Annotated in this window: 18 protein-coding genes and 1 tRNA gene; 13 read left to right on the top strand and 6 right to left on the bottom strand. The window is 55.3% G+C overall.

Annotated features, from left to right (window positions below; translation table 11 throughout):
• Window positions 1-3 precede the first annotated feature (3 nt).
• Complete coding sequence (locus KP707_RS05575; protein WP_211502407.1) at window positions 4-1,449, top strand: nucleobase:cation symporter-2 family protein; 1,446 nt, start codon at window positions 4-6, stop codon at window positions 1,447-1,449.
• A gap of 18 nt (window positions 1,450-1,467) precedes the next feature.
• Here the strand turns inward: KP707_RS05575 and guaD are convergent, their stop codons facing one another.
• Entirely contained in the window at window positions 1,468-2,778 is a 1,311-nt protein-coding gene (gene guaD, locus KP707_RS05570; RefSeq protein WP_211502406.1) for a guanine deaminase, read from the bottom strand.
• 266 nt (window positions 2,779-3,044) lie between these two features.
• On the opposite strand from guaD, the gene KP707_RS05565 reads away from it, so the two are divergent.
• Complete coding sequence (locus KP707_RS05565) at window positions 3,045-4,409, top strand: autotransporter strand-loop-strand O-heptosyltransferase (RefSeq protein WP_211502405.1); 1,365 nt, start codon at window positions 3,045-3,047, stop codon at window positions 4,407-4,409.
• A 101-nt stretch (window positions 4,410-4,510) separates the two neighbouring features.
• Entirely contained in the window at window positions 4,511-5,464 is a 954-nt protein-coding gene (locus KP707_RS05560) for a rhodanese-related sulfurtransferase (RefSeq protein ID WP_211502404.1), read from the top strand.
• A 343-nt stretch (window positions 5,465-5,807) separates the two neighbouring features.
• On the opposite strand, the gene uvrA is transcribed toward KP707_RS05560, so the two are convergent.
• The gene (uvrA, locus tag KP707_RS05555; protein ID WP_211502403.1) at window positions 5,808-8,840 is read right to left on the bottom strand and encodes an excinuclease ABC subunit UvrA; all 3,033 of its coding nucleotides are present in this window, start codon (window positions 8,838-8,840) and stop codon (window positions 5,808-5,810) included.
• A 129-nt stretch (window positions 8,841-8,969) separates the two neighbouring features.
• Here uvrA and ssb point away from each other — a divergent pair, with 129 nt between their 5' ends.
• Window positions 8,970-9,551 carry a single-stranded DNA-binding protein gene (ssb, locus tag KP707_RS05550; RefSeq protein ID WP_086634612.1) on the top strand — a complete coding sequence of 194 codons (582 nt, stop codon included), beginning with the start codon at window positions 8,970-8,972 and terminating at the stop codon, window positions 9,549-9,551.
• A gap of 66 nt (window positions 9,552-9,617) precedes the next feature.
• On the opposite strand, the gene KP707_RS05545 is transcribed toward ssb, so the two are convergent.
• The gene (locus tag KP707_RS05545; protein WP_211502402.1) at window positions 9,618-10,085 is read right to left on the bottom strand and encodes a GNAT family N-acetyltransferase; all 468 of its coding nucleotides are present in this window, start codon (window positions 10,083-10,085) and stop codon (window positions 9,618-9,620) included.
• Window positions 10,082-10,879, bottom strand: coding sequence for a helix-turn-helix transcriptional regulator (locus KP707_RS05540; protein WP_211502401.1), 798 nt, complete (start codon window positions 10,877-10,879; stop codon window positions 10,082-10,084). The genes KP707_RS05545 and KP707_RS05540 overlap by 4 nt, the downstream gene beginning before the upstream one ends.
• An 83-nt stretch (window positions 10,880-10,962) precedes the next feature.
• Here KP707_RS05540 and KP707_RS05535 point away from each other — a divergent pair, with 83 nt between their 5' ends.
• The 4 genes from KP707_RS05535 (at window position 10,963) to KP707_RS05520 (ending at window position 15,669) form a co-directional block, all read left to right on the top strand.
• Window positions 10,963-11,727, top strand: a complete 765-nt coding sequence (locus tag KP707_RS05535; RefSeq protein WP_211502400.1) for a class I SAM-dependent methyltransferase — start codon at window positions 10,963-10,965, stop codon at window positions 11,725-11,727.
• Between the two features lie 73 nt (window positions 11,728-11,800).
• Window positions 11,801-14,641: a DNA gyrase subunit A gene (gyrA, locus tag KP707_RS05530; RefSeq protein ID WP_211502399.1), complete on the top strand. Its 2,841-nt coding sequence runs from the start codon at window positions 11,801-11,803 to the stop codon at window positions 14,639-14,641.
• Entirely contained in the window at window positions 14,634-15,152 is a 519-nt protein-coding gene (gene coaD / locus KP707_RS05525) for a pantetheine-phosphate adenylyltransferase (protein WP_046900542.1), read from the top strand. The genes gyrA and coaD overlap by 8 nt, the downstream gene beginning before the upstream one ends.
• Window positions 15,153-15,183: 31 nt before the next feature.
• Window positions 15,184-15,669 carry a peptidylprolyl isomerase gene (locus KP707_RS05520; protein WP_086634607.1) on the top strand — a complete coding sequence of 162 codons (486 nt, stop codon included), beginning with the start codon at window positions 15,184-15,186 and terminating at the stop codon, window positions 15,667-15,669.
• A 36-nt stretch (window positions 15,670-15,705) separates the two neighbouring features.
• Here the strand turns inward: KP707_RS05520 and KP707_RS05515 are convergent, their stop codons facing one another.
• Window positions 15,706-16,086: a DUF6525 family protein gene (locus KP707_RS05515; protein WP_064275282.1), complete on the bottom strand. Its 381-nt coding sequence runs from the start codon at window positions 16,084-16,086 to the stop codon at window positions 15,706-15,708.
• 132 nt (window positions 16,087-16,218) lie between these two features.
• Here KP707_RS05515 and KP707_RS05510 point away from each other — a divergent pair.
• Window positions 16,219-16,294, top strand: a tRNA-Lys gene (locus KP707_RS05510).
• A 142-nt stretch (window positions 16,295-16,436) separates the two neighbouring features.
• Here KP707_RS05510 and KP707_RS05505 read toward each other — a convergent pair.
• Entirely contained in the window at window positions 16,437-17,291 is an 855-nt protein-coding gene (locus KP707_RS05505) for a GntR family transcriptional regulator (RefSeq protein ID WP_373687779.1), read from the bottom strand.
• Window positions 17,292-17,329: 38 nt separating this feature from the next.
• Between KP707_RS05505 and KP707_RS05500 the strand changes: the two genes are divergently transcribed.
• From KP707_RS05500 to KP707_RS05485, 4 genes are all read left to right on the top strand, one after another.
• The gene (locus KP707_RS05500) at window positions 17,330-19,666 is read left to right on the top strand and encodes a TonB-dependent receptor (RefSeq protein WP_211502398.1); all 2,337 of its coding nucleotides are present in this window, start codon (window positions 17,330-17,332) and stop codon (window positions 19,664-19,666) included.
• An 83-nt stretch (window positions 19,667-19,749) separates the two neighbouring features.
• Window positions 19,750-21,063, top strand: a complete 1,314-nt coding sequence (locus tag KP707_RS05495) for a cation:dicarboxylate symporter family transporter (RefSeq protein WP_211502397.1) — start codon at window positions 19,750-19,752, stop codon at window positions 21,061-21,063.
• Window positions 21,060-22,103 carry an Ldh family oxidoreductase gene (locus KP707_RS05490; RefSeq protein ID WP_211502396.1) on the top strand — a complete coding sequence of 348 codons (1,044 nt, stop codon included), beginning with the start codon at window positions 21,060-21,062 and terminating at the stop codon, window positions 22,101-22,103. Before KP707_RS05495 ends, KP707_RS05490 begins: the two co-directional genes overlap by 4 nt.
• 202 nt (window positions 22,104-22,305) lie before the next feature.
• Window positions 22,306-23,619, top strand: coding sequence for an ATP-dependent RecD-like DNA helicase (locus tag KP707_RS05485; RefSeq protein WP_211502395.1), 1,314 nt, complete (start codon window positions 22,306-22,308; stop codon window positions 23,617-23,619).
• Window positions 23,620-23,663: the final 44 nt, after the last annotated feature.

The raw sequence follows: 23,663 nt of genomic DNA, 5'->3' as shown, positions 1-23,663 counted from the left end.
CTGATGGCGTCTGATACTTCTGTGGTTCATCCGGTTGATGAGAAGCTTCCGCTCTGGCGTCTGGGGGCTTATGGCTTCCAGCATATTCTTGCGTTCTACTCAGCCGCGGTGATTGTTCCGATCCTTGTGGCGGGGGCTTTGCACCTGCCACAGGAAACGCTGATTCATCTGATTGATGCAGATCTGTTTACCTGCGGGATTGCGTCCCTGTTGCAGTCAGTCGGGTTTGGACCGGTGGGTGTTCGTCTGCCGCTTCTGCAAGGTGTGACGTTTACGGCTGTTGGCCCGATGATTGCCATTGGGTCTGCGGTAGGCGGTGGAACGCCGGGGCTTTTGTCGATCTATGGATCGGTGATTGTCGCGGGGATTGTCAGTCTGCTTATCGCACCATATTTTGCGAAGCTGGTTCGGTTTTTTCCGCCTGTGGTGACGGGGTCGATCATTCTCGTGATTGGGCTGGCGCTTTTGCCAGTGGCCGCCAATGACATCGTGTCCGGCCATGGGCCAGGGATGGTGCAGGATCAGGTTCCGCTGCGGAGTCTGTGTTACGGGCTGGGAACACTGGCGAGTATTCTGCTCGTACAGCGCCTGTTTCGCGGCTTCATTTCAACGATTGCTGTGTTGATCGGACTTTGCATTGGCACATTGGCTGCGTGGCTGATGGGCGATGCGCATTTTGGTGGCGTGGCGTCTGCGCCGCTCGTGTCCATCACGCAGCCGTTTTTCTTTGGGACGCCAACTTTCCATGTGGTGCCGATCCTCTCGATGGTGATCGTCATGGTCATCACCATGGTTGAGACGATCGGCAACGTTTATGCGACTGGCGAAATCGTCGAAAAAACCATTACCCGAGAGGATATCGCGCGGACGTTGCGAGCTGATGGTATTGCAACGCTATTGGGTGGGGTCTTCAATTCTTTTCCCTACACCTGCTTTGCGGAGAATGTCGGCTTGGTTCGGATGACGGGCGTGAAGAGCCGGTGGGTTGTGGCATCTGCGGCTGTCATCATGATGATGCTGGGCTGTCTGCCAAAACTCGGGGCGATTGTGGCGGCGGTTCCGTTACCGGTTCTGGGCGGGGCTGCTCTTGCGATGTTCGCGACAGTGGCTGTGGTTGGTGTGCAGACGCTAACGCGGGTGGATTTCAACCGTCAGAGCAATGTCATTATCGTGGGAACCAGCATCGGACTGGGAATGCTCGCGACGGCGCAGCCTCATATCTCAGATACATTTCCGATGTGGGCACAGATTGTCTTCGGAAGCGGTATTACTCTTGGGGCATTGTCCGCCATTTTTCTGCACCTGTTGTTCAACGTCCGTCGGACACTGGCTGTTGATCCGGAAGCAGAAATTGTAGTGGCTGATCTCCCTGATGAGAGAATTCTGATGGGGCTGCCTGTTGAGCCTGAGGGTCCGGTGACCGAAGGGCGGCAGCGCAGATTCGGCTGAAGCCCCTCGGGTCAGATATTAATCCCGGCTGTGAACCTTCTGACCAGCCACATATGTAGCCTCGATGCTACGGTCATCGCCTAGCATCGTGAGGGCAAACAGGAGATCGGACAGGGTCTCAGCCGTCTGGGTCCGGATTTTCCCGAGAGGCGTTGCAGTAGGATCAAAGATGCAGAGATCTGCATGCAGGCCAGGTTTGATGGCACCAATATGATCCTCAAGCCCTAAAGACTGAGCGCCTCCGACGGTTGCCAGCCAAAGGCCCTGAGCAGGATGAAGTTTCGTGCCTAACCCCTGAGCGACCTTGTATCCGTCTGAGAGGACCTGAAGCAACGACAGGGAGGGGCCAGCTCCCACATCGCTGCCAACGCCGACTTTGACACGTCGCTCGGGTTTCAAGGCATTGAATAGGGGGAATGACCCGCTGCCCAGAAACTGGTTGGAGCCGGGGCAGTGTGCGATGGAGCAGCCTGTATCATGGCAGCGCTGGAAGTCTTCTTCCTGTGCATGCACAGCGTGAGCCAGAATGGCGCGAGGGCGCAGAAGCCCCGACTTGTTATACACGTCCAGGTAGGATGAACGGTCGGGAAAGAGTTCCTTGACCCATTCGATCTCAGACCGGTTCTCGAGCAAGTGCGTCTGCATGAAGAGGTCAGAGCGGGTAGCAAGGAGAGATCCAGCCAAATCCAGTTGTTCGGGTGTGCTGGTAGGGGCAAAGCGTGGTGTGACGGCGTACAGCTGTCGTCCGCGACCATGCCAGCGTTCGATAAGAGCGGCAGACTGATCGTAGCCTGTCTGGGCGGTGTCTCGCAGGTTGTCAGGCGCATTGCGGTCCATCAGGACCTTCCCTGCGATCATGCAGGTATTGAGGCGTTCTGATTCCTCAAAAAATGCGTCTACGGATTCCGGATGAACCGTGCAGTACACGGCGGCCGTTGTTGTACCGACGCGGAGAAGCTCTTTCAGAAAACTGCGGGCGATCTGGCGTGCATAAGTAATATCTGCGTAACGGGCTTCAGCAGGGAAGACATAGGTCTCCAGCCATTCCAGAAGCTGTTCCCCATACGAGGCGATCACAGGGAGCTGGGGATAATGGACGTGGGTATCGATCATTCCGGCTGAAATTAGCCGGTCTGGATAATGATCTACGGTAGTACCTTCCGGGATTTGGTCTCTCAGATCTTCCCATGCGCCTGCAGCGGTGATGACGCCATTTTTGCAAAGAATCAGGCCGTCTGGCTGGTGCGTGAGTGCAGCCATTGGGTCGACCGTAAAAGGGTCAGCATGGAAGGTCAGGAAGGGGCCACGGATTGCAGTATGCTCTGTCATGATCCTTTGGGTATCGCATAGCATTTCCGCTCTGGGAACGATCTGTCTTGAACGGGTGAACGTTTCTTTTAATGTCCAAAGATCTTGAGTTCATTTTAACCTTGGCACTGTTTTGTGGCAGACTGTGGAAAGTCTCTTTTCAAGAGACGAATTCAGGTTTGAACATGGTTTTGGACTTTTAATATTAGCCTGCTTTTGTGGGTGCGGTAGAGGCGGGTTTCTGTCTCTGTACGGCCTGCGGGAACGGTTTGGAGACGCTTTTACTGATGTCTGATGTGACCTCTGTTTCTTCCCAGCCTGCAGAAACTGTAACGCCTGCCTCCGGTCTTCCACAGGAAGGTGCTCCTCCTGCCGACGGTAATCCCGTGCAGAAGGAGGACGAGAAGAGCCCCTATCTGGCCATTCCATCTGTTCCCGTTGTGGAAGGAGGGCAGGGCGTCCGCTTTGACTTCAATGATGGTGCCCGTGTCATGGTGCCGGATATTGCCCCGGAACTGGGGCAATGGCATGTGAGACTATCGGATTATTCGACCGGGAATATTCTCTTCGATGCCCGTTTAAAAGGCGGCATGGTCTCATCCACCAAAAAGTACTTTGTTCCATTCCTGATCGATGTCTGGCTGGAAAAGCCTGACGGTACGCGGGAGGACATTCTGCACCACGAGCTATCCCTCACGGGAAGGCCTGTTTTGGTGCAGTTGCCTGTTGGAACGCTTGGAGACACGATTGCCTGGCTTCCGGCAGCTATTCGCCTTGCGCAGCAGACGGGCGCGAAGGTGTCCTGCTCAGTTGCAGATGTCATTCTCCCTCTGGTGAAAGAGGCTAATCCAGACATCACATTGGTCGGGCACGATGAAGCTCAGGCAAACAAGACGTTTACGTCCGCTTTCTACGCTTCATACAATATAGGTCTGTTTTTCACGGATACGGAGCTGACACATCAGCCCACGGACTTCCGGCATGTAGGTCTGCATCGGACTGCAGCTTATATTCTGGGTGTTGATCCCTGGAACGATAACCCTCCTGGCATCACGATCCAGGATGTGGATACCCCGCCTATTGAGGGGCCGTATGTGGTGATTGCGACGCAGGCCAGTACTCAGTGCAAGTACTGGAATAATCCGGCTGGCTGGCAGGAGGTGATTGGTTTCCTGAAATCTGCTGGATACCGAGTGATCTGCATTGATCAGAAAACGTTCCATGGAACAGGGTATGTGTACAATCATATTCCCCATGGCGCGGAAGACGAGACTGGCAGCCGCCCGTTGTCGGAACGTGCGCGTTGGCTGAAGCACGCCAGTTTTTTCATTGGTCTCTCCAGTGGGCTGGCATGGCTGGCGCATGCCTCGGGCACACCTGTCGTCATGATTTCGGGCTTTACGCATCCGAATAATGAGTTCTTTACACCCTATCGCATCATCAACTGGCACACCTGCAATTCGTGCTGGAACGACCCGAGGCATCAGTTCGATCACAAGGATTTCTTCTGGTGCCCCCGCCACAAGGGAACGGAGCGGCAGTTTGAATGCACGCGTCTGATTACTGGATCGCAGGTCATTCAGACGGTGCGGCGCGTGATCAAGGATCGCGGACTACCTCTTGCAGAAGCGGCAACCGTCTCGGTCGCCTGAGGCTCAGGTTCAGGAGTTTTCTGGAATTGAAGGCGCGAGCCTGATATTGGCGGGGGCACATTATCACCTGATCGTGGGTCTGCCTGCGGTCGCAGAGCTGGATGGTTGCCCCTGTGTCTGATGCTCTTCCGCCGATCCGTATCGTCGCGCTTTACAACTTCACGCCGTTTGAAGACATCGTTGCGTTGCGCGGGCCTTTGCAGGAGGTCTGCGACCGCGAGGGGATCAAGGGCATTCTGCTTCTGGCACCGGAAGGTATTAACGGAACGATTGCTGGGTCAGATGACGGAATGGAACAGGTTCTGGAGCATATTCGGGCGATGCCAGGATGTGAGGAGCTTGAAATAAAGGAGTCCCGTGCGCCGGAAATGCCCTTCCGCCGCATGAAGGTGCGTCTCAAGAAAGAGATCGTTACCATGGGGCAGCCGAATATCGATCCTCGCAAGGATGTTGGTCAGTATCTGGCACCTGATGAATGGAATGCTCTGATTTCTGATCCGGATACGATCGTGATTGATACCCGGAATGACTACGAAGTCGCGATCGGGACATTCAAGAGGGCTGAAGACCCCAAAACACGGTCATTCCGGGAGTTTCCGGAGTGGTTTCGGAACCGACGCAAGGAGCTTGAGGCCAAGGGCCGTGTTCCAAAGATTGCCATGTTCTGCACAGGCGGAATTCGCTGTGAGAAATCCACGTCTTTTGTGAAGGCAGAGGGACTGGACGAAGTTTACCATCTCAAAGGCGGTATTCTGAAATATCTGGAGACTGTTCCAGAGGAAGAAAGCCTCTGGGAAGGGGAATGTTTCGTCTTTGACCAGCGTGTTTCCGTGAAGCACGGCCTGGAAATTGGCAGCTACGATGTCTGTCACGCCTGTCGTCGCCCTGTCAGCGAGAAAGACAAGGCTTCTCCGATGTTCGTACAAGGCGTCTCCTGCCCCCATTGTCATAACGAACGGACAGAAGAGCAGCGCCAGCGATATGCTGCCCGTGAGCTACAGGAGAAGCTGGCGCGCCAGCGCGGGAAAGAGCATCTCGGTACTCAGCAGAAATAACTGCCGACCAGTTAGCCGGTAATTCTTCTTAGAAGGGAGAAAATGGATTGTTCTGGGAGGATGATCCGGACCGCTGAGCGCTGATGATTGCTCTAATCTGGCTGCCGTCTCGTATGTTGATTGTTGCCGTGGGGTTTGCACCAGCATACCCGATTGGAAAGGGTACGGCTGCGTCTTTTTGCGATTACTGTTCTGGTATCGCCTGTCGGGGGCTGACTTTCTGGCTCCCGATCACTCTGGTCCGGAAGGCATTGGGACAACGGCCTTTGACACCTTTTTGTAGCCTGGCTTGCGTAGCGTCCTTTGTTGTCCTGAAGAGCGGGGCTCTTCAGGACTTGAGGAATCAGGCTTTGGTTTTGTTGCGGGAGCCTGAGGGGCGGCCACGAGGTTTCTTGTCCGCCACTATTTTTGCCTTAGGCACTTTTGTCGTTTTGGCTGGGGCTCGCTCCGCCTTTTGGGGCAAGCTGGCGGCAATCATCGCCTGAGTGATCCTTTTGCCTGTAGGCTCACGGTGCTGCCTGACACCGGGGGCATCCAGAAGGGGCGCCAGGAAGCGGCCAGTATGGCTTGCTTTGCAGGCAGCAATGTCTTCCGGTGTTCCTGCGGCTACGATCTTGCCGCCACCGTCACCGCCTTCTGGTCCTATATCGATCAGCCAGTCTGCTGTCTTGATGACCTCCAGATTATGCTCGATCACCAAAATTGTGTTGCCCTGATCAACCAGCGTATGCAGCACTTCCAGCAGCTTACGGACGTCTTCAGTGTGCAGGCCGGTGGTGGGCTCATCAAGAATGTAGAGGGTGCGACCAGTAGCTCGTTTGGCAAGTTCTTTGGACAGTTTGACGCGCTGGGCTTCGCCCCCTGAAAGTGTGGTTGCCTGTTGGCCCAGGGCGACATAGCCGAGACCAACCTGCTGGAGAATGGCGAGGCGGTCCCGAATTCTGGGTGCAGCCTGAAAAAACGGCAACGCCTCGTCCACAGTCATGGCAAGTACATCAGCGATGGAGTTGCCACGGAACTTCACTTCCAGCGTTTCACGATTGTACCGCGCGCCTTTGCAGGTGTCACAGGTGACAAAGACGTCAGGCAGGAAATGCATTTCGATTTTCAGGACGCCATCGCCCTGACAGGCTTCGCAGCGGCCGCCCTTTACATTGAAGGAGAAGCGGCCGGGTTTGTAACCGCGTGCCTTGGATTCCGGGAGTTCGGCAAACCAGTCCCGGATAGGGGCGAATAAGTCCGTGTAGGTGGCGGGGTTGGAACGGGGTGTACGACCGATCGGAGACTGATCGATTTCGATGATTTTATCGAGGTTCTCTACGCCTTCCAGTCGGTCATAAGGGAGTGGAGACTGGCTCGATTTCATGAGCTGCCGAGACAGCGCTTTGTAAAGGGTATCCACGACCAGGGTGGACTTGCCGCCGCCTGATACACCGGTGACCGCAATAAAGGTCCCCAGTGGGAAATCCACGGTCAGATCCTTGAGATTGTTTCCCTTGGCTCCAACCAATGTGAGTGTTTTGTCCGAGGTGCGTCGGTTTTCGGGAACTGGAATAAACTTCCGACCCGAAAGATAGGCACCGGTCAGGCTTTCTTTATTCTTGGCTACTTCCGCAGGTGTGCCGATAGCGATGACGTTTCCGCCCCGCGTGCCAGCACCAGGCCCCATATCGATAAGGTAATCAGCAGCACGGATGGCATCTTCGTCATGTTCGACGACGATGACAGTGTTTCCAAGGCGCTTGAGACGCTCCAATGTGCCGAGAAGGCGCTCATTGTCGCGCTGATGCAGGCCGATGGACGGCTCATCAAGCACATACAGAACGCCTGTCAGACCCGAGCCAATCTGAGAGGCCAGCCGGATACGCTGGCTTTCACCGCCAGAAAGTGTGGCCGATCCGCGGGAAAGCGTGAGGTAGTCCAGGCCGACATCGTCGAGGAAGTGCAGGCGATCCGTGATTTCGCGAAGAATGCGGCGTGCGATTTCCGCACGTTGTGGGGTGAGGGTAACTTCAACGCCAGAAAACCAGTCCAGTGCCTTGCGGATCTGCATATCTGACGCTTCGGCGATGTTCAGGTCATTGACCTTTACGCAGAGGGCTTCAGGTTTCAGGCGTGCGCCATGGCAGGTGTGGCAGGGCTTTTCTGACTGATAGCGCGACAGTTCCTCGCGGACCCACATACTGTCTGTTTGCGCCATGCGCCGGCGTAGGTTTTTGAGCACGCCTTCAAAGGGCTTCGTAACGGTATGGACCTTGCTGCCATCACGATACGGAATGGCGATGGCCTCTTTGGAACCGTACAGGATCAAATCCCTGGTTTCGGCTTTCAGGTCTCGCCATGGCGTGTTCATGGTGTCCCCGCAATGGCGGGCAAGAGCTGCAAGAGTTTGGTCATACCAGTCCGTGCTGGCACCACTCCAAGGGGCAATCACACCTTCAGAAAGTGTCAGGGTGTCGTCACTGACAATCAGGTTCTCGTCAAAATGGGTTTCCGTACCGATACCATCGCAGGTCGGACAGGCGCCCATTGGGGCATTGAAGGAGAACAGACGGGGCTCGATCTCCTCAATCGTAAAGCCTGAAACAGGGCAGGCGAAACGTGAGGAGAAAACGATGTGGGCGGCGGCAGCTGTTTCTCCCGCACGCCTGACTTCTTCCGCGTAGGCCAGACCGTCGGAGAGTTCGAGGGCTGTCTCAAAGCTGTCTGCCAGACGGGATTCGAGGTCAGGTTTGACGACAATCCGGTCCACCACGACTTCGACATTGTGGCGGGTCTTGCGATTGAGTTCGGGGGCTTCGGCAATTTCGTAAAGCTCACCGTCAATTTTGACGCGCGTGAAGCCCTTGCGAGCCAGGTCTGCCAGTTCGCGTTTGCAATCCCCTTTACGGTCCCGGACGACCGGCGCCAGCAGCATGAGACGCGTGCCTTCAGGAAGCGCCATGACGCGATCTACCATCTGGCTGACCGTCTGGGCTTCAATGGGGAGGCCGGTTGCGGGTGAATAAGGAACACCTACGCGCGCCCAGAGAAGGCGCATGTAGTCATGGATTTCCGTGATGGTGCCGACGGTGGAGCGAGGGTTTTTTGAGGTCGTTTTTTGTTCGATCGAGATGGCCGGGGAGAGGCCCTCAATGGAGTCCACATCCGGCTTGCCCATCAGTTCAAGGAACTGGCGGGCGTAAGCGGAAAGACTTTCCACATATCGGCGCTGACCTTCGGCATAGATCGTATCGAAGGCGAGAGACGACTTTCCGGAACCGGAGAGACCCGTGATGATTGTCAGGGAGTCACGGGGGATCGTGACATTGATATTCTTGAGATTGTGGGCGCGGGCACCACGGACACGGATCGAATGATTGTCTGGAAAGCTCACGAAAACCCCGGAATGTGCAGAAAAGAGATTGTTAAAAATCGGAACGCGCCTGAACGGCGCTGGATCAATTATAGATGGGCGTTTAGGATCATATGAAAAGAACAATTCGAGAAAATTGGTTGGTACGGAATGGCAGGTAGCGTCAATAAGGTGATTCTGGTCGGGAATCTGGGTAAGGACCCGGAAGTCCGGAACACGCAGTCAGGCGGGAAGGTTGTCAATCTGACGATCGCCACGTCTGAAACATGGAACGACCGTCAGTCCGGTGAGCGCCGCGAGCGTACGGAATGGCATCGCGTCGTCATTTTCAATGATCGCCTGGGCGATGTGGCTGAGCGTTTTCTGCGCAAGGGTCGCAAGGTTTACCTCGAAGGTGAGCTGCGGACCCGTAAGTGGACCGACCAGTCCGGCCAGGAGCGTTACACGACGGAAGTGACGATTGATCGGTTCCGCGGTGAGCTGGTGCTCCTCGACAGTAACCGCAGTGGCGGTGATGAAGGCGGTGGCTTCGACGGTGGTGGTTCGTCCTACGGTGGCGGAAGCAACAACGGCGGCGGCTTTGGTGGTGGAAGCCGGAGCGGTAGCAGTGAAGGCGGCTTCGGCGGTGGCTCTCGGAGTAGCGGCGGTAGCGCAGGTGGCGCGTCGGGCAGTCGTGGCGGTGGCTGGGATGCTCCGCCAGATAACGATCTGGATGATGAAATCCCGTTCTAAGGGATTTTCCGGAGAACCGGGCTGGCAGTGTCAGTCCGGTTTTTTTTTATGCGTGAAAGGTCCGTTTTAAAGCGACAGATGAAGGAACTGGTTGAACCCAGAGGCCTGATAGTCAGCGAAGGGTTCGCCGAGTTGAAAGCCTCGGGCCTTGTAGAGCTTTAGTGCGGGTTCGAAAGAGGAATTCTGGCCGGTTTCAAGGCTGAGCTTTTTCAGGCCCAGAGAGCATGCCCTGTGAATGAGATGATCCAGAAGAGTGCTGGCGATGCCCTGTCTTAAAAAATCTGGATGAGTCCGCATGGATTTGAGTTCACCGTTCTGAGCACTCAATCGTTTTAGCGCACCAATGCCAGCAACGTGGCCGTGGTGATGGACAGTCCAGACCTCGATATCTGATGAGGTGAGAGCAGCCAGATCCAAGGCGAAGACGTGTCCAGCAGGAGTGTTTTCGTGCATTCCGGCAAGGTGAAGGGCCAAAAGGTCGTGTGTTTCTTCGTCGGAAAAATCGGCTGGGCGGAGAGTGTAGTTCGGGTTCATGGGGTGGAATCCGGAGTGGCCGTGCTTCTGGATAGAATGACGAGTTTATAGCCCGCATGAGCTGTCGGGATGAACGTTGTTTGATCGTAGTGGAGAAGGCCTTGTGTTGGATGTTGAAAGCTCCGCTGCCCTCCTTCTCTGGGGAGGACGCTCTGGTCTTCCCAGAAACGATTAAATTCCGGACTTTCTCTCTGAAGGGTTGAGACAAGTGTCTGAAAAGGTTCGGTACGGGCACTCGAAACTGTATCGGCCCGAAATTCGGCCAGAAGCCGCTGGGCGCGGGTTAGCCAGTCCGTAAGGAAAATTCGGGCATTGGGGTTCAGAAAAACATAGCGCAGCTGATTGGTCTCTGAGCTGTTCAGCCAGGAATCGAAAAGGATTTTGGCTGCGGAATTTGCGCTCAGAACATTCCACAAGGGATCGAGCAAATAAGCAGGGCTGTAGATCTGTTCCGGGAGGCTGAGCAGTGTAGCCGGTGCAGTTGGCGCAGTGTGATCCTGCTGAGGGTCTCGCAGTTCTGCCAACGTGAAAAGGTAGCGTCTTTCCGTCATGGACAGTTTCAGAGCCGTGGCAATGCGCGACAGAGTGGCGGACGAGCATGAGACGTCGCGTCCCTGTTCCAGCCACGTGTACCATGTCGTGCTGATCCCGCAGAGTTGAGCTGTTTCCTCGCGGCGTAGCCCTGGGGTGCGTCTGCGTCGTAATGGAGTCAGCAATCCTGCTTCTGACGGGGGAAGCCTTTCGCGGTGCGTGCGAAGAAACAGACCAAGAGTTTTACGGCTAGACGTAGGCATGGTGCAATTTATACCATGATAAAATAGGATCTTATACCTGACTGTTTGTTGTCTGATGATGATCTCCAAGGGAGAAAAATCAGATGGTTAGGCAGGCAGGACAATTTGCTGCGAAGCATTATGAAGACAGGGCGTCATCCTACGTAGATAGCGTGGTGCATAATCAGGGCGATGATCTGGACGTGATGGTTCGGGCTGTTCAGGGGCGCGGGTTTGAACGTGTGCTGGATCTTGGCTGTGGCGGGGGGCATGTCAGCTATGCTGTGGCGCCACATGTCGGGCAGGTTGTCGCCTGCGATGTCACGGCCGGAATGTTGGCTGCTGTAAGCAGGTCCGCTCAAGACCGTGGCCTTGGTAACATTGCTGTTGAACAGGGCGCCGCAGAAGCGCTTCCATTTGATGATTGTGTGTTTGACGCTGTTTTATGCAGGTTTAGTGCCCATCATTGGGAAGGCTTTGAGGCTGGTCTGAGAGAAGTGCGTCGCGTTCTGAAGCCAGGAGGTCTGGCTATTTTGGGCGATGTTACGGCTCCTGAAGACGCTATGTCCGATAGCTGGCTCCAGACGCTGGAATTGATGCGGGATATCTCTCATGTGAGGGACTATGCCGTGACAGAATGGGTGTCTGCTCTTGGAAGATCCGGTTTTGTTGTGGATGGCCTGATACGCAGCCGTTTGCGGATGGAATTTGAGAGTTGGGTATCGCGAACACGAACGCCGACGGAACGTGTAGAGGGCATCCGGTCGTTGCAGCGTGGTGCGCCTGTAGCTGTCCGTGAAAGACTGGGGTTGGAAGAAGACGGCAGTTTCCTGCTGGACGTGACCGTTTTTCAGTCTCACAGGCCATAATGGGGTGGGTGTGGCATGTAGGCCGCGCATGGGCTATGCTGTGCGGACTGTATTTTAGCGTGGTGGACCTGTCTTGACCGAGCTGAACGAGCCGACTGATATTGTACCTTCCGATCGTCTTCCGGTGACGATCGAGGAGGAGATGCGCTCCTCCTATCTGGCCTATGCGATGTCGGTGATCGTCTCGCGTGCCTTGCCGGATGTGCGTGACGGCCTGAAACCCGTCCATCGTCGCATCCTGTACGCGATGCGCGAGAGTGGGTTTACGTCTGATAAGCCTTACCGCAAGTCTGCGCGTGCGGTCGGTGACGTGATGGGTAAATACCATCCGCACGGTGACAGCTCGATTTACGATGCCATGGTTCGTATGGCGCAGCATTGGTCAATGCGCGTCAAGCTGATTGATGGACAGGGTAACTTCGGTTCGGTCGATGGCGATAGCCCGGCTGCCATGCGTTATACCGAAGCCCGTCTGGCCAAATCTGCGTCGTTCCTGCTGGATGATATCGAGCGGGATACGGTTGATTTTCAGCCGAACTACGACGAGAGCGAGCACGAGCCTAAGGTTCTGCCAGCGACGTTCCCAAATCTTCTGGTGAATGGCGCTTCGGGTATCGCGGTCGGTATGGCCACGAACATCCCGACGCATAATCCTGGCGAAGTCATTGATGCCACCCTGGCGATGATTGCCAATCCGGCGATCGAGCTGGATGAGCTGATGCAGATCATCCCCGGCCCGGATTTCCCGACCGGCGGAATCATCATGGGCCGCAGCGGTATCCGCAAGGCGTTCGAGACAGGGCGTGGGTCTGTTCCGGTTCGGGCTCGTGCTGAGATCGAGGAGATCCGCAAGGATCGTCAGGCGATCGTTATCACCGAGATTCCATATCAGGTGAACAAGGCAACCCTTCAGGAGAAGATTGCCGATCTCGTTCGTGCGAAGGAAATCGAAGGCATCTCCGATATCCGGGACGAGAGTGATCGTTCGGGGATGCGCGTTGTCATCGAGCTGAAGCGCGATGCGACGCCGGAAGTGGTGCTGAACCAGCTCTATCGCTTCACGCAGCTTCAGACGTCCTTCAGTGTCAATATGCTGGCACTCGATGAGGGCAAGCCGCGCACGATGGGGCTGATGGACGTTCTACAGGCGTTCATTCGTTTCCGCGAAGACGTCATTCTGCGTCGCGCACGCTTCGATCTGAACAAGGTTCGGGATCGTGGGCATCTGCTGGTTGGCCTTGTGCTGGCTGTTGCCAACATCGACGAAGTGATCGCGCTGATCCGTTCTGCCCCTGATGCCTCGACAGCGCGTGAGCTGCTCATGGCGCGCGAGTGGGATGCGAGCGAAGTTGTGCCGTTGCTGGAACTGATCCAGGACGAAGGCAATGTCATTTATGATGGCAAGGTTCGCCTCACAGAAGCGCAGGCTCGCGGTATTCTCGAACTGCGTTTGCAGCGTCTAACCGGTCTGGAACGTGAGAAGATCCAGGGCGAGCTGAGCGAAGTTGCGGCCAAGATTGCCGACCTGCTCGACATCATTGGCAGTCACAGTCGTCGCATGGATGTCATGCGCAATGAATTGCTGGCGGCTCGGGCTGAAATTGCCACCCCACGCATGTCGGAAATTTCCGATGCGCTGGGCGATCAGTCTGACGAAAGCCTGATTGAGCCGGGGCAGATGGTTGTTACCATCACGCGTGACGGCTTCATCAAGCGCACGCCGCTTGAGATGTTCCGTTCGCAGAACCGCGGTGGGCGTGGTCGTACGGCGTCTGGCCGTCGTGGCGATGACGTCATTATTCGCAGCTTCAATGCCCATACCCATCAGTGGGTGCTGTTCTTCTCTTCGGGCGGCAAGGCTTATCGCACCAAGGTCTGGCATCTGCCGGAAGCGTCTCCGACGTCCAAGGGGCGCGCGCTGGTCAACCTGCTTCCAGAGCTTGGTTCGGATGCCATTACAGCGGTGCTTCCGTTGCCGCAGGACGAGGAATTGTGGGAAGATCTGCACCTTACCTTTGCGACCGCCAGCGGCAATGTTCGTCGTAACCGCCTGAACGACTTCCGGAATATTCGGGCGTCCGGTCTGATTGCGATGAAGCTGGATGAGGGTGATTCCCTCATTGGTGTGGCGACGTGTCGTGAAGGCCAGGACGTGTTCCTGGCAACGAAGAACGCGCGCTGTGTCCGCTTCCAGATCACTGATGATACGCTGCGTGTGTTTGCAGGCCGTGGCAGCTCGGGCGTGCGTGGTATCCGCCTTGGTGATGGGGATGCGGTGATTTCACTGTGTATCCTCAACCATGTGGACGCCAGCGTTGAAGAGCGTGCGGCCTATCTGCGGATGGCCAATGCAAAACGTCGTGCCGAGAATGCTGCGTTGGCAGAAGGTGCTGAAGAAGAGGTGGTGTCCGGTGACGAAGACACTGTGGAGGTCGCTGGCGATCTGACGCAGGAGCGCTTCGAGGAGCTGGAACAGCAGGAAGAAATTCTTCTGACTGTGACAGATGGCGGGTTTGGCCGTCGTTCCTCTGCCTATGATTATCGTGTGTCGGGCCGTGGCGGGCAGGGCATTACGAACATGACCTTCTCGGCCAATCGTCGTGGCAAGGAAGTGGTTGGGACGCTTCCGACGCTGGATGGCACGGATGTCATGCTCGTGACGGATACGGGTCGTCTGATCCGTCTTCCGGTGTCTCAGGTGCGTGTCATGGCACGTCAGGCCAGTGGTGTGACGCTGTTCCGCCTGAATGACAGTGAGACGGTGATCTGTGTCTTCCCGGTTGTGGAAGATGATGGAGAAGAGGGCGACCTGATCGAAGGAGATGTCGTGGCAACGCCGGACGGTACAGCGCCTGTTGATGGCACTGTGACGGACGGTGAGGCTTCTGTGGGTGACGCAGCCCCTGATGCCTGAGTGGCAGACTGATCCGCGTGTCGGGTTTTATCCCGGTACGTTTGATCCGGTGACGTTCGGTCATCTGGATATTATCGACCGTGCGTCCACTCTTTTTGACCGCCTGCTGGTTGGTGTGGCGGTCAATGAGGGGAAGCAGCCGCTTCTGACGCTGGAAGAGCGTCTGGAGATGATGCGGCAGGAGGTCTCGAAATTGCCTCATGCTGACCGGATCAGGGTTCTGGGGTTTGATACCCTATTGGTCGATGCCGTACGTAAGGCTGGCGCTGGGACGGTTGTGCGCGGCCTTCGCTCTGCGGGGGATTTCGACTTTGAGAGTCAGCTCTCTGGGGCGCTGCGTCGTCTGGCGCCGGAAATTGAGACGGTCTTTCTGCTGTCTTCCGAAGGGCATCGCACGACGGCCAGTCGGATTGTGAAGGAAATTGCCCGTCTTGATGGCGATATTTCCTCCTTTGTCAGCGAAGATGTTGCAAGTCTCGTCTTGTCGAAACTGGGTCGAAGGGCGACATAGGAACCTTCATTGATTTCTGGAAGGTTCCAAGATGTCTGAGACCGCAGTACCCGACGGCAACAAGCTGGTTTTCGAACTCAAGAACGGCAAGGTCGTCATTGAGCTGCGCCCTGATCTGGCGCCGCTGGCTGTGGAGCGTCTGAAGCTTCTGGCGAGCGAAGGTTTTTATGACGGTGTGAAGTTCCACCGTGTGATCGAAGGCTTCATGGCGCAGGGCGGCGATCCGACTGGCACAGGCACCAGCGGTAGCAGCTACCCGGACCTGAAGGCCGAGTTCACGGACAAGGCAAAGTTCGAGCGTGGCACACTTGGCATGGCCCGTACGATGGCTCCGCACTCTGCAAACAGCCAGTTCTTCATCATGTTCCAGGATGTGCCGTCCCTGAACGGTCAGTACACGATCGCTGGCAAGGTTGTTGAAGGCATGGAGTATGTCGATCAGATCAAGCGTGGCGCTGGCTCGTCAGGCGTCGTCAAGGATCCAGACACCATCGTTAAGGCTTATGTAGAAGCCTGAAGCTGTTTGGGCTGTTCTGAGTGTCTTACGGGACGCTCAGGCAGCTTGCTGCTTGTTCTCTGGTGTGCGCAGGACTGTCACTCCTGCGGCATCATGAGGGTAGGGCGAGCCGCATTGAGCGGTGTAGCGCTCGGAAAAGGCCTCGCGTTCGAGGCGTTCACAATAATCCAGATATTTGATCAAGGCTCGCTCGGCACGCGGAGTGCGGCCGTAAATGCGCTTGTAGTGCTTCCACAGGATCAAGGCGTTGACGGACCAGGCATCATAGACGTGTTCGTTCAGGCGTCTGCGAATGGATGCTGGAAGCTGGTCGAATGCATCCCACTCGTTCCCCTCAAAGCGTTGCCAGATTTCATGCCGTACAGTGCGATCGTTTAAGGCGGAGTGATTGGTCAGGTTGTTATTTTTGGAGCGCATACGGGGGCTTTTTCAGGCTCTGAGTCGGTAGTATTTAATACGTTATAACATAACCAAAAAAATTCTAGTGCTGTTTTCCGGCTGCTGGAGGTTGACCTCCATAGTGGTTGTGGGGTAGCCATCCGCTCGGATGAACCGGTAGCTCAGTTGGTAGAGCATTCGACTTTTAATCGAATGGTCCTGGGTTCGAGTCCCAGCCGGTTCACCATTTTCCTTTTAGATCAAATATGTTTGGAAAACTTCGCCTAGGGCGAGGCATATTCGATGATGGGCTCCCTTAGCCCTGCGCCATTAGCAAGCAACGCTTTCAAGCTAATGATTTCGTCCCAAGCCGATATGTGCTGCCAGCCTTATGGGACGAAAGACGCTTTGCCACGGAGTTGGTCCGCAGAACGTGGTTTCATTTTTTTCCGGATGCTAAGTGCTTTATCAAGATGCGTCAGATGGGCATCCATGATCTTTACAGCATCTTTTACCTTGTTTTTGCGGAGTGCGCTTACAAGTCGACGGTGGTTGTCGCAGGATTGCTGCGCGTCTGCCTTGGATTGATACAAGGTGGCGATCAGCACGATCCGGGTTGTCAGTTCTTCAAGAATATTGGCCAGAATAGAATTCCCAAGCGCTGCGGCAAGGTGAACGTGGAAGTGGCCTAGAAGGTAGCTCCGACGACCCAGGTCATTCTCATCGATGGCACGCTGCTGCTCCAGGACATGCGTTTCGAGCTGCTTGATCATCTCTGCATTAATATTTTTCTGAGTCATGAGAAGGCCGATTTCAACGGATCGGCGTGCTTCGATTGTTTCCCGGGCTTCTTCGACGGTAGGTTCAATAACGAACCAGCCTCTTCTCGGTGAGACTGCCACAATGCCTCGGCTACTGAGGCGCATCATTGCTTCTCGCACCAGTGTTCGCGAGACCCCGAAGATCTCGCCCAGGTCTTTTTCTCCCAGCCGCTCTCCTGGTGAAATCTCTTCAGAAAGAACGGCCTGTATGATTCTGTTCTCGATGACGTTGCTGCTGGCTGGCTGCATCGATTTTTTCCGGTCTTCCATGGCAGCTTTTATGCGCCTCCTTTTTTGAGGGAACAAGCACAACAGAAGATCCGAAAAAGGAATATTCCGGCTTCGATCATTTTTAATGTGGAACAAGAACGGTTTGTATTCTATCTGGTATACAAGATTCGCCGACATGGTGAATTGCGACACATCCTGACTGCTTCACATCGCCGATCTGGAAATGCCCGATGTCCCTTGTTTCGCCCTGCCGCTCCCGTTTTGCTCTCTCGTTGCGCGTAACGCTCCTGTCCACAGCTCTTCTGTCCTGTGCAGGCAGTGCGGATGCTGCTGTAGTGGCAGCGAAGCGGAGCTTGCATCCGATCGCTAAGCATGGGGCTGGAGCAGTACGGCATCGTACAGTTGATGCTTCCGCGGCGAGTAATGAGGTCGTTCACGTTAATGCCCGGCGCGGTGTGACTGGCGCAGGTCAGCACGAGGCGCATTCTGAAACGGTACTGTCCCGTCAGGAGCTTCAGAACCGCAACGTTCGTCAGTTGACAGACATTGTTCGTGTTGCGCCAAATCTGACTATTCAGCCGTCTTTTGGAAGCTCTGCGCTGAACTTTGCATTGCGCGGTGTCGGGCTGATGGATTTCACCCAAAACAACACCCCGTCTGTCATGCCGTATGTCGATGGTGTGGCCTATCCGGTGAGTATTATGACTTCGGGTATGCTGTTTGACATGGATGACATTTCTGTCGCACCTGGTGCGTCCGGTTTCACGCATGGACAGTCCACCACCGGTGGTGAGATTAATTTCCACACGGGTGATCCTACCCCTGAGTTTCATGCGGGCCTGACGGAAGACATTGCCAGCTATGGTCGCAATCGGGTCGAGGGGTTTGTCTCCGGGCCAATTTCCAAGTCGGTTTCGTTCCGTTTGGCAGGGCAGTCCATGACGGGGGGCGGCTTCCAGCACAATTCGCAGGGCGAAGGGTACGGCAACTCCAATATCGGAGCGCTTCGCGGCAAGCTGCGCTGGAAAATCGACGCTACATCGACGCTGGACATTGGTGGGCACTGGACGACTGACCAGTCCGAGACGTCTTCGGGGCATAATTTCTATAACAGCTACGGCGTTCCTGTGACGTCGGATATCATGCAGACCGAATGGGGACTTGATCCGCGGTTTGCGAAAATTATCGGTATCAACGGAGCTAATCAGAAGCCAAGGGAAGACAATATCTTCTGGGGAGCGAATGTCCGCTATACGAAGGACTTCAGCTGGGGCCGGTTATGGACGCTGAGCGCTTTTGAAGCCGTTGACGAGCATGAACTGACCAACCAGACGAACTCGGTTGCGTCCTATGGCAATATGTTCCGCAATAACCAGACGAATGTCTTCTCTCAGGAAGTTAAGCTGGAATCTCGTGATCCGCATGCTCGCTTCCACTGGGAAGTCGGCATGTATTACAGCCGTGCACGGATGGCACAGAATTTCTGGTATGATTCATCTGACCGCCCTGGGACGACGCCCCTGAATGAGACGTCCTATCGTCAGAATCAGCAGAACTTCAATCAGTATGTTCAGCTTTCATATCGCATTCTGCCGAAGCTGACCCTGATCGGGGCGATCAGCCATGAGTCGGACGACCGGCAGATGCTGAATGTTGTCAGTGCTGATTACGATCTGAATACGGGTGCCAGAACGCATGTGCAGAACTTCGGCAATTCAGGGGCACTGACAAATCAGTTCGCTGGACGTGTCGGGGCACAATACCAGTTCAATCCCAGCGTGATGGGCTACGTCATGTTCTCGCGTGGCTTCAAGCCAGGAGGGTTTTCGGCCAACATCACCCAGCAGGCCAGCCAGCTAAAGCCGTTCAAGGCCGAGCAGGTTCTGACGTATGAGGGTGGTTTCAAAACGATGCTGTTCAACCGGCGTCTGCGCTTCAATGCAGCCGGTTTCTATTATGATTATCGGGACCAGCAGCTGCTCGGGACGATCCTTGTGCCACCGTATGGTGTACTGGGTGGTTACGTGAATGCGCCGCGTTCCAACATTTATGGCGCTGAGTTCGATATGGAAGCACATCCGTTTCATGGGCTCGTGCTGACACAGAATTTTGGATACCAGAACGGCTCTTACTCCCAGTTCCAGAGCCTGAATCGCAGTGCCACAACTGCCCAGTTTGCCTCAACGGGTGTCTGGTCGCCTGTGAATACGAACTATAATGGCTACAACATGGGGCTGGCCAATCTGACTCTTTCGGGAGCGGCGACCTACACCTGGTCCATGTTCCATGACTACAAAATGACTTTTGACGTCGATTATAATTATCGTGGCGCACAGACGCAGCCGCAGCATATTGGAGATGGCGGGATCTACCGTGCTCCGGCCTATTTCCTTGTGAACTCGTTCCTGACGTTTGCGGCACCGAAACAGCATTGGTCTGTATCGGTTTATGGGCAAAATCTTGCTGATCGCCGTTACTGGCTTTCTGGCGGGACGCAAGCCACTTTCTATGGTGTCATGCCGGGTCTGCCACGTTTTGTAGGCGCAAAAATGAACGTAACGTACTGAACGAATCATCAGGACCTGAGCCGGAGCGCAGAACCTCTAGCCGGCGTCAGGTTTCCTGAAGGAACGACGGGAAGAAGGTCTGGATGACGAGCAATACGAGCCTTTCGAAGGATGCGAAACGCAGGTTTCGTCCAGGGATTTTCTCTCAGGTTGTGATTGCAACTCTGATCGGGATTCTGGTTGGTCTGTTCGCCCCGCATGTTGCAGGGCAATTCCGATGGCTCACCGATCTGTTCCTTCGTCTGATTCTGATGGCGGTTGGTCCGCTGCTGTTCTGTATTGTCGTGACGGGTATTACGGGTGCGGGATCGCTAGGTGCTGTGGGACGACTGGGGTTTCGGTCCCTGATTTATTTCGAGGGTATGACCACGCTCGTCCTGCTGCTGTCGGTTGGGGCAGCAATACTTATCCGGCCCGGACAAGGACTGACTTTTACACCCAGCCCTGAGGATGCCCATATCGTGGCATCCTACGCTGCGAATGCTCACCTTCTGCACGGGCAGGGTTTTACCGGGTTCATCCTGAGTCTTGTTCCACGGTCTCCGGTTGCGGCTTTCGCCGAAGGGAACATTCTCCAGATCCTGTTTTTCGCCATTCTGACAGGATGTTGCCTGAGCCGGATTGGGGACGCTGGCGCACCTGTTACACGTCTGATCGAAAGTCTCTCGACGCTTTTTTCAAGAATGATGCGCCTGATTATCGCTCTGGCACCGCTAGGAGTTTTCGGGGCTGTTGCGACGACGGTAGCAGAGTACGGACTGGATGCTATCGGTCGGCTTGCGTCGTTCGTTGTGCTCTATTTCGCAGCTATTGCAGTTTTCATCGTTGTGCTTTTGGGTGGCTGCCTTTTGGCGTGCGGTGTTCATCCGTGGCGCTTTGCCCGTTATTTCCGTGAAGAGATCCTTATTGTCACGGCGACGACCAGCTCTGATTCAGTTCTGCCAAGCATCATGGCAAAGCTCGAAGCCATGGGCGTTTCCAGGCAGGTGGTCGGCTTGGTCGTTCCTGCCGGATATTCGCTCAATCTAGATGCACTATCGATCTATCTCGGCTTTGCCATTGTGTTTCTGGCCGATGTGACTGGTACGCCTCTGACGCTGACGCAAATGCTCTCCATGTTGGCGACGGCACTGATTACGTCCAAAGGGGCTCATGGGGTTCCGGGGATTGCGATCGTCGTTCTGGCTGCCACGTTGGCTGCTGCTCCTTCCATTCCGCTCTCCAGTCTTGTGCTGCTTCTGGCAGTAGACTGGTTTATCGGAATTGCCCGGGCTGTTGGTAACCTTGCAGGAAACTGTGTTGCTCCTGTTGTTATGGCGGCCTGGACTGGGGCGCTGGATCGTGAGCGGGCCCGACATATTCTGGCTCCCCGTGCGAAAATGGAGCTTCCGTCATGAGCAGCATGACAAAGCTTTTGTATTATCCGGAAGCGTTGCTGTCTGAGCGTGTTCACGCGTGTCTGGTGGAAGCCGGAGCTCAGGATGCAGACGCCGAAGCCACGACCCGGGCTTTGCTTCATGCGTCTCGTATCGGGGTCGACAGTCATGGTGTTCGGCTGGTGGGACATTATGTGCGGCTTCTACGGTCTGGTGGTGTGAATTCCCTGCCTGTTCCTGTCTTCACCAGAACCGGGCCGGCAACTGGGCAATTGAATGCTGATGGCGGCCTGGCTCATTCTGCGGCCTATCGCGCCATGGATGAAGCTGTGTCGTTAGCTCGGGGCGCTGGAATTGGCGCGGTTGGAGTGCATCATTCCTCGCATTTCGGAGCAGCTGGTGCATATGTCGTTGAGGCTGCGAGGCAGGGAATGATCGGTTTGATCATGAGTAACTCTGACGCAGCCGTTTCCCTGTTCGGGGGCGCCAGGCCATTTCACGGAACAAACCCTATTGCGATGGCTGCTCCGACCAGTGGTTCTGATCCGTGGCTTATGGACATTGCGACGTCTTCAATTCCATTCAACCGCGTTAAGCTCTATCGCTCCCTTGGCTTGTCGTTACCATCAGGTGTGGCTGCGAGTGATGACGGACTACCCACACGGGATGCACAGTCAGCTGCGTTTCTTCAGCCGCTTGGTGGGGAAGAGTTTGGTTTCAAGGGAGCTGCACTGGCTGGGCTTGTTACCATACTGGCAGGCGTTCTGACGGGTGCGGCACTGGACCCGGTTATGGTGGGCACTGATGAAGAGCAGAGCGACCGGAAGCGACAGAACGTTGGTCACTTTGCAATCGCCATAGATCCAGCAAGGTTTATCGGCAAAGCGGCCTATGATCTTGCAATGGGCTCTTATCTCGATCTTTTAAGAAATGGTCCGTCCGTTAATTCGCATAATCCAGTCATGGCGCCGGGTGACCGGGAGTGGCAGGAAGCTCGAAAGCGTGCCGAGACAGGGATTCCGGTTGATCCCGATACACAGCGAATTCTCGGTTTGATTTGAGGGTATAATTTATTCCCCAAAAATAGCGATCGGCACGTCTTGGTTAGGACGTACTGTTTTTTGGGGGGGCGGAGAGGAGAGGAGGCAGTCAGACCCAAACTACACCTCGCTCTATGTCATCAGTTTGCGCCCGTGCTGCTTTTTTCCTGGTCCATTTGTCCTTTTGGTGGAGAAGGGGACGAGATTGTGAGAAGGAGACACCATGGTTGCGCTCACTCCTTCTCAGAAAACGGCTCTCGATGAAATCATCAAGGCGCATGCTGAAAAGCGGCCTACACATTTACTAACGGGGTATGCCGGGAGCGGTAAGACGACCCTGATGCAGGAAGTGGCCAGGCATTTCCTTCGTTTGAATGTTGTGACCGTGATTACGGCTCCGACACACAAAGCAACGGCTGTACTGCGAAGCAAGGTGGACAAGACCGTCGAGTGCCGGACCATCCAGAGCCATTTGAGCCTTCAGCCGTATTCTCAGGGTGGTAAAACCACTCTTGTACGCGCGAAGCGCCCGCAAACCATTCCGGATGGCGTGGTGATTGTGGATGAGTGTTCCATGATTTCGCGTGAGCTGATGGGGTGGATCCGGGATTTGCTCAAATACTGCTTCGTGCTGTTTGTGGGGGATCCAGCGCAGCTTCCGCCGGTGGGGGAAGACGCTTCGCCGTCTTTTTCTGTCCCGTCGACATCGCATCTTGAGACAGTGGTTCGGCAGGCGGCGGGTAATCCCATTCTGGAGGCTGCTACGATCATCAGGCAGAGTCAGGGTGGCGGTGTGGACTGGAGCTGGGTTCAGGATGCCCGGAAAGGCTCCTCCGGCTTATTCGTCCCCAAAGATGTTGAAAACTGGGTGCGCAAGGCCTTCACGTCTGATGCATTTGACGCAGACAATGATAGCTTTCGTTACCTGTGCTGGACAAATGATCGGGTTCATCAAGTGAACCAGATGGTTCGACAATGGCGGTATGGGGAGACGATTGATCGTCCCTTTATGCCGGGGGAACGTGCCGTCTCGCGCGCGCCTTTTAGTCGACAGAACGAAGACAAGAGCCGACAGCAGATTGCGACCAATGAAGAAGTTCTGGTCATGGATATTCAGGCGTCTCGTTTGTCGTACCGTTTTGAAGCCTGTGGATCTCTGGCGGCATGGACAACGGATTTACCAGCGTGGGAACTGACTGTGCTTACGCTGGCAGGAGAAGAAATTACCGCGCATCTGGTGCAGGATCCGCGGGATCTTCAGAGTGTGGACCGTCGGCTGGTTCAGGAAGCCAAACAGGAGCGCAAACGCTGGCAGCAGCGGTTTGCGTTTCAGAGTGCGCTGCTTAATTTGCAGGCCATTTATGCCATGACGGTGCATACGTCTCAGGGCAGTACGTTCCGGAATGTTTTTGTGGATCTGGGTGACATCCGACGTCGGGCAGGAGGAAACCCTCTTGAGACCCAGCAGCTTTGTTATGTAGCCCTGACCCGCGCGAAGGATATGGTCTTTCTCGTCAATACTGGCTCTGCGAACTGAAGACTGACGGTTGATTTACTGAGATTTCCGTTGGTGAGCTCGAA

Source organism: Gluconobacter sp. P5E10, from assembly GCF_018812145.1.
GTDB classification, from domain to species: Bacteria; Pseudomonadota; Alphaproteobacteria; order Acetobacterales; family Acetobacteraceae; genus Gluconobacter; species Gluconobacter cerinus.
This window is presented reverse-complemented; position numbering and strand designations above follow the sequence as displayed.

What these genes read in the sequence shown, in the direction of transcription:
- KP707_RS05575 (WP_211502407.1), top strand. Translation starts at nt 4, where the DNA reads ATGGCGTCTGATACTTCTGTGGTTCATCCGGTTGATGAGAAGCTTCCG.
- guaD (WP_211502406.1), bottom strand. Translation starts at nt 2,778, where the DNA reads ATGACAGAGCATACTGCAATCCGTGGCCCCTTCCTGACCTTCCATGCT.
- KP707_RS05565 (WP_211502405.1), top strand. Translation starts at nt 3,045, where the DNA reads ATGTCTGATGTGACCTCTGTTTCTTCCCAGCCTGCAGAAACTGTAACG.
- KP707_RS05560 (WP_211502404.1), top strand. Translation starts at nt 4,511, where the DNA reads ATGGTTGCCCCTGTGTCTGATGCTCTTCCGCCGATCCGTATCGTCGCG.
- ssb (WP_086634612.1), top strand. Translation starts at nt 8,970, where the DNA reads ATGGCAGGTAGCGTCAATAAGGTGATTCTGGTCGGGAATCTGGGTAAG.
- KP707_RS05545 (WP_211502402.1), bottom strand. Translation starts at nt 10,085, where the DNA reads ATGAACCCGAACTACACTCTCCGCCCAGCCGATTTTTCCGACGAAGAA.
- KP707_RS05540 (WP_211502401.1), bottom strand. Translation starts at nt 10,879, where the DNA reads ATGCCTACGTCTAGCCGTAAAACTCTTGGTCTGTTTCTTCGCACGCAC.
- KP707_RS05535 (WP_211502400.1), top strand. Translation starts at nt 10,963, where the DNA reads ATGGTTAGGCAGGCAGGACAATTTGCTGCGAAGCATTATGAAGACAGG.
- coaD (WP_046900542.1), top strand. Translation starts at nt 14,634, where the DNA reads ATGCCTGAGTGGCAGACTGATCCGCGTGTCGGGTTTTATCCCGGTACG.
- KP707_RS05520 (WP_086634607.1), top strand. Translation starts at nt 15,184, where the DNA reads ATGTCTGAGACCGCAGTACCCGACGGCAACAAGCTGGTTTTCGAACTC.
- KP707_RS05515 (WP_064275282.1), bottom strand. Translation starts at nt 16,086, where the DNA reads ATGCGCTCCAAAAATAACAACCTGACCAATCACTCCGCCTTAAACGAT.
- KP707_RS05500 (WP_211502398.1), top strand. Translation starts at nt 17,330, where the DNA reads ATGTCCCTTGTTTCGCCCTGCCGCTCCCGTTTTGCTCTCTCGTTGCGC.
- KP707_RS05495 (WP_211502397.1), top strand. Translation starts at nt 19,750, where the DNA reads ATGACGAGCAATACGAGCCTTTCGAAGGATGCGAAACGCAGGTTTCGT.
- KP707_RS05490 (WP_211502396.1), top strand. Translation starts at nt 21,060, where the DNA reads ATGAGCAGCATGACAAAGCTTTTGTATTATCCGGAAGCGTTGCTGTCT.
- KP707_RS05485 (WP_211502395.1), top strand. Translation starts at nt 22,306, where the DNA reads ATGGTTGCGCTCACTCCTTCTCAGAAAACGGCTCTCGATGAAATCATC.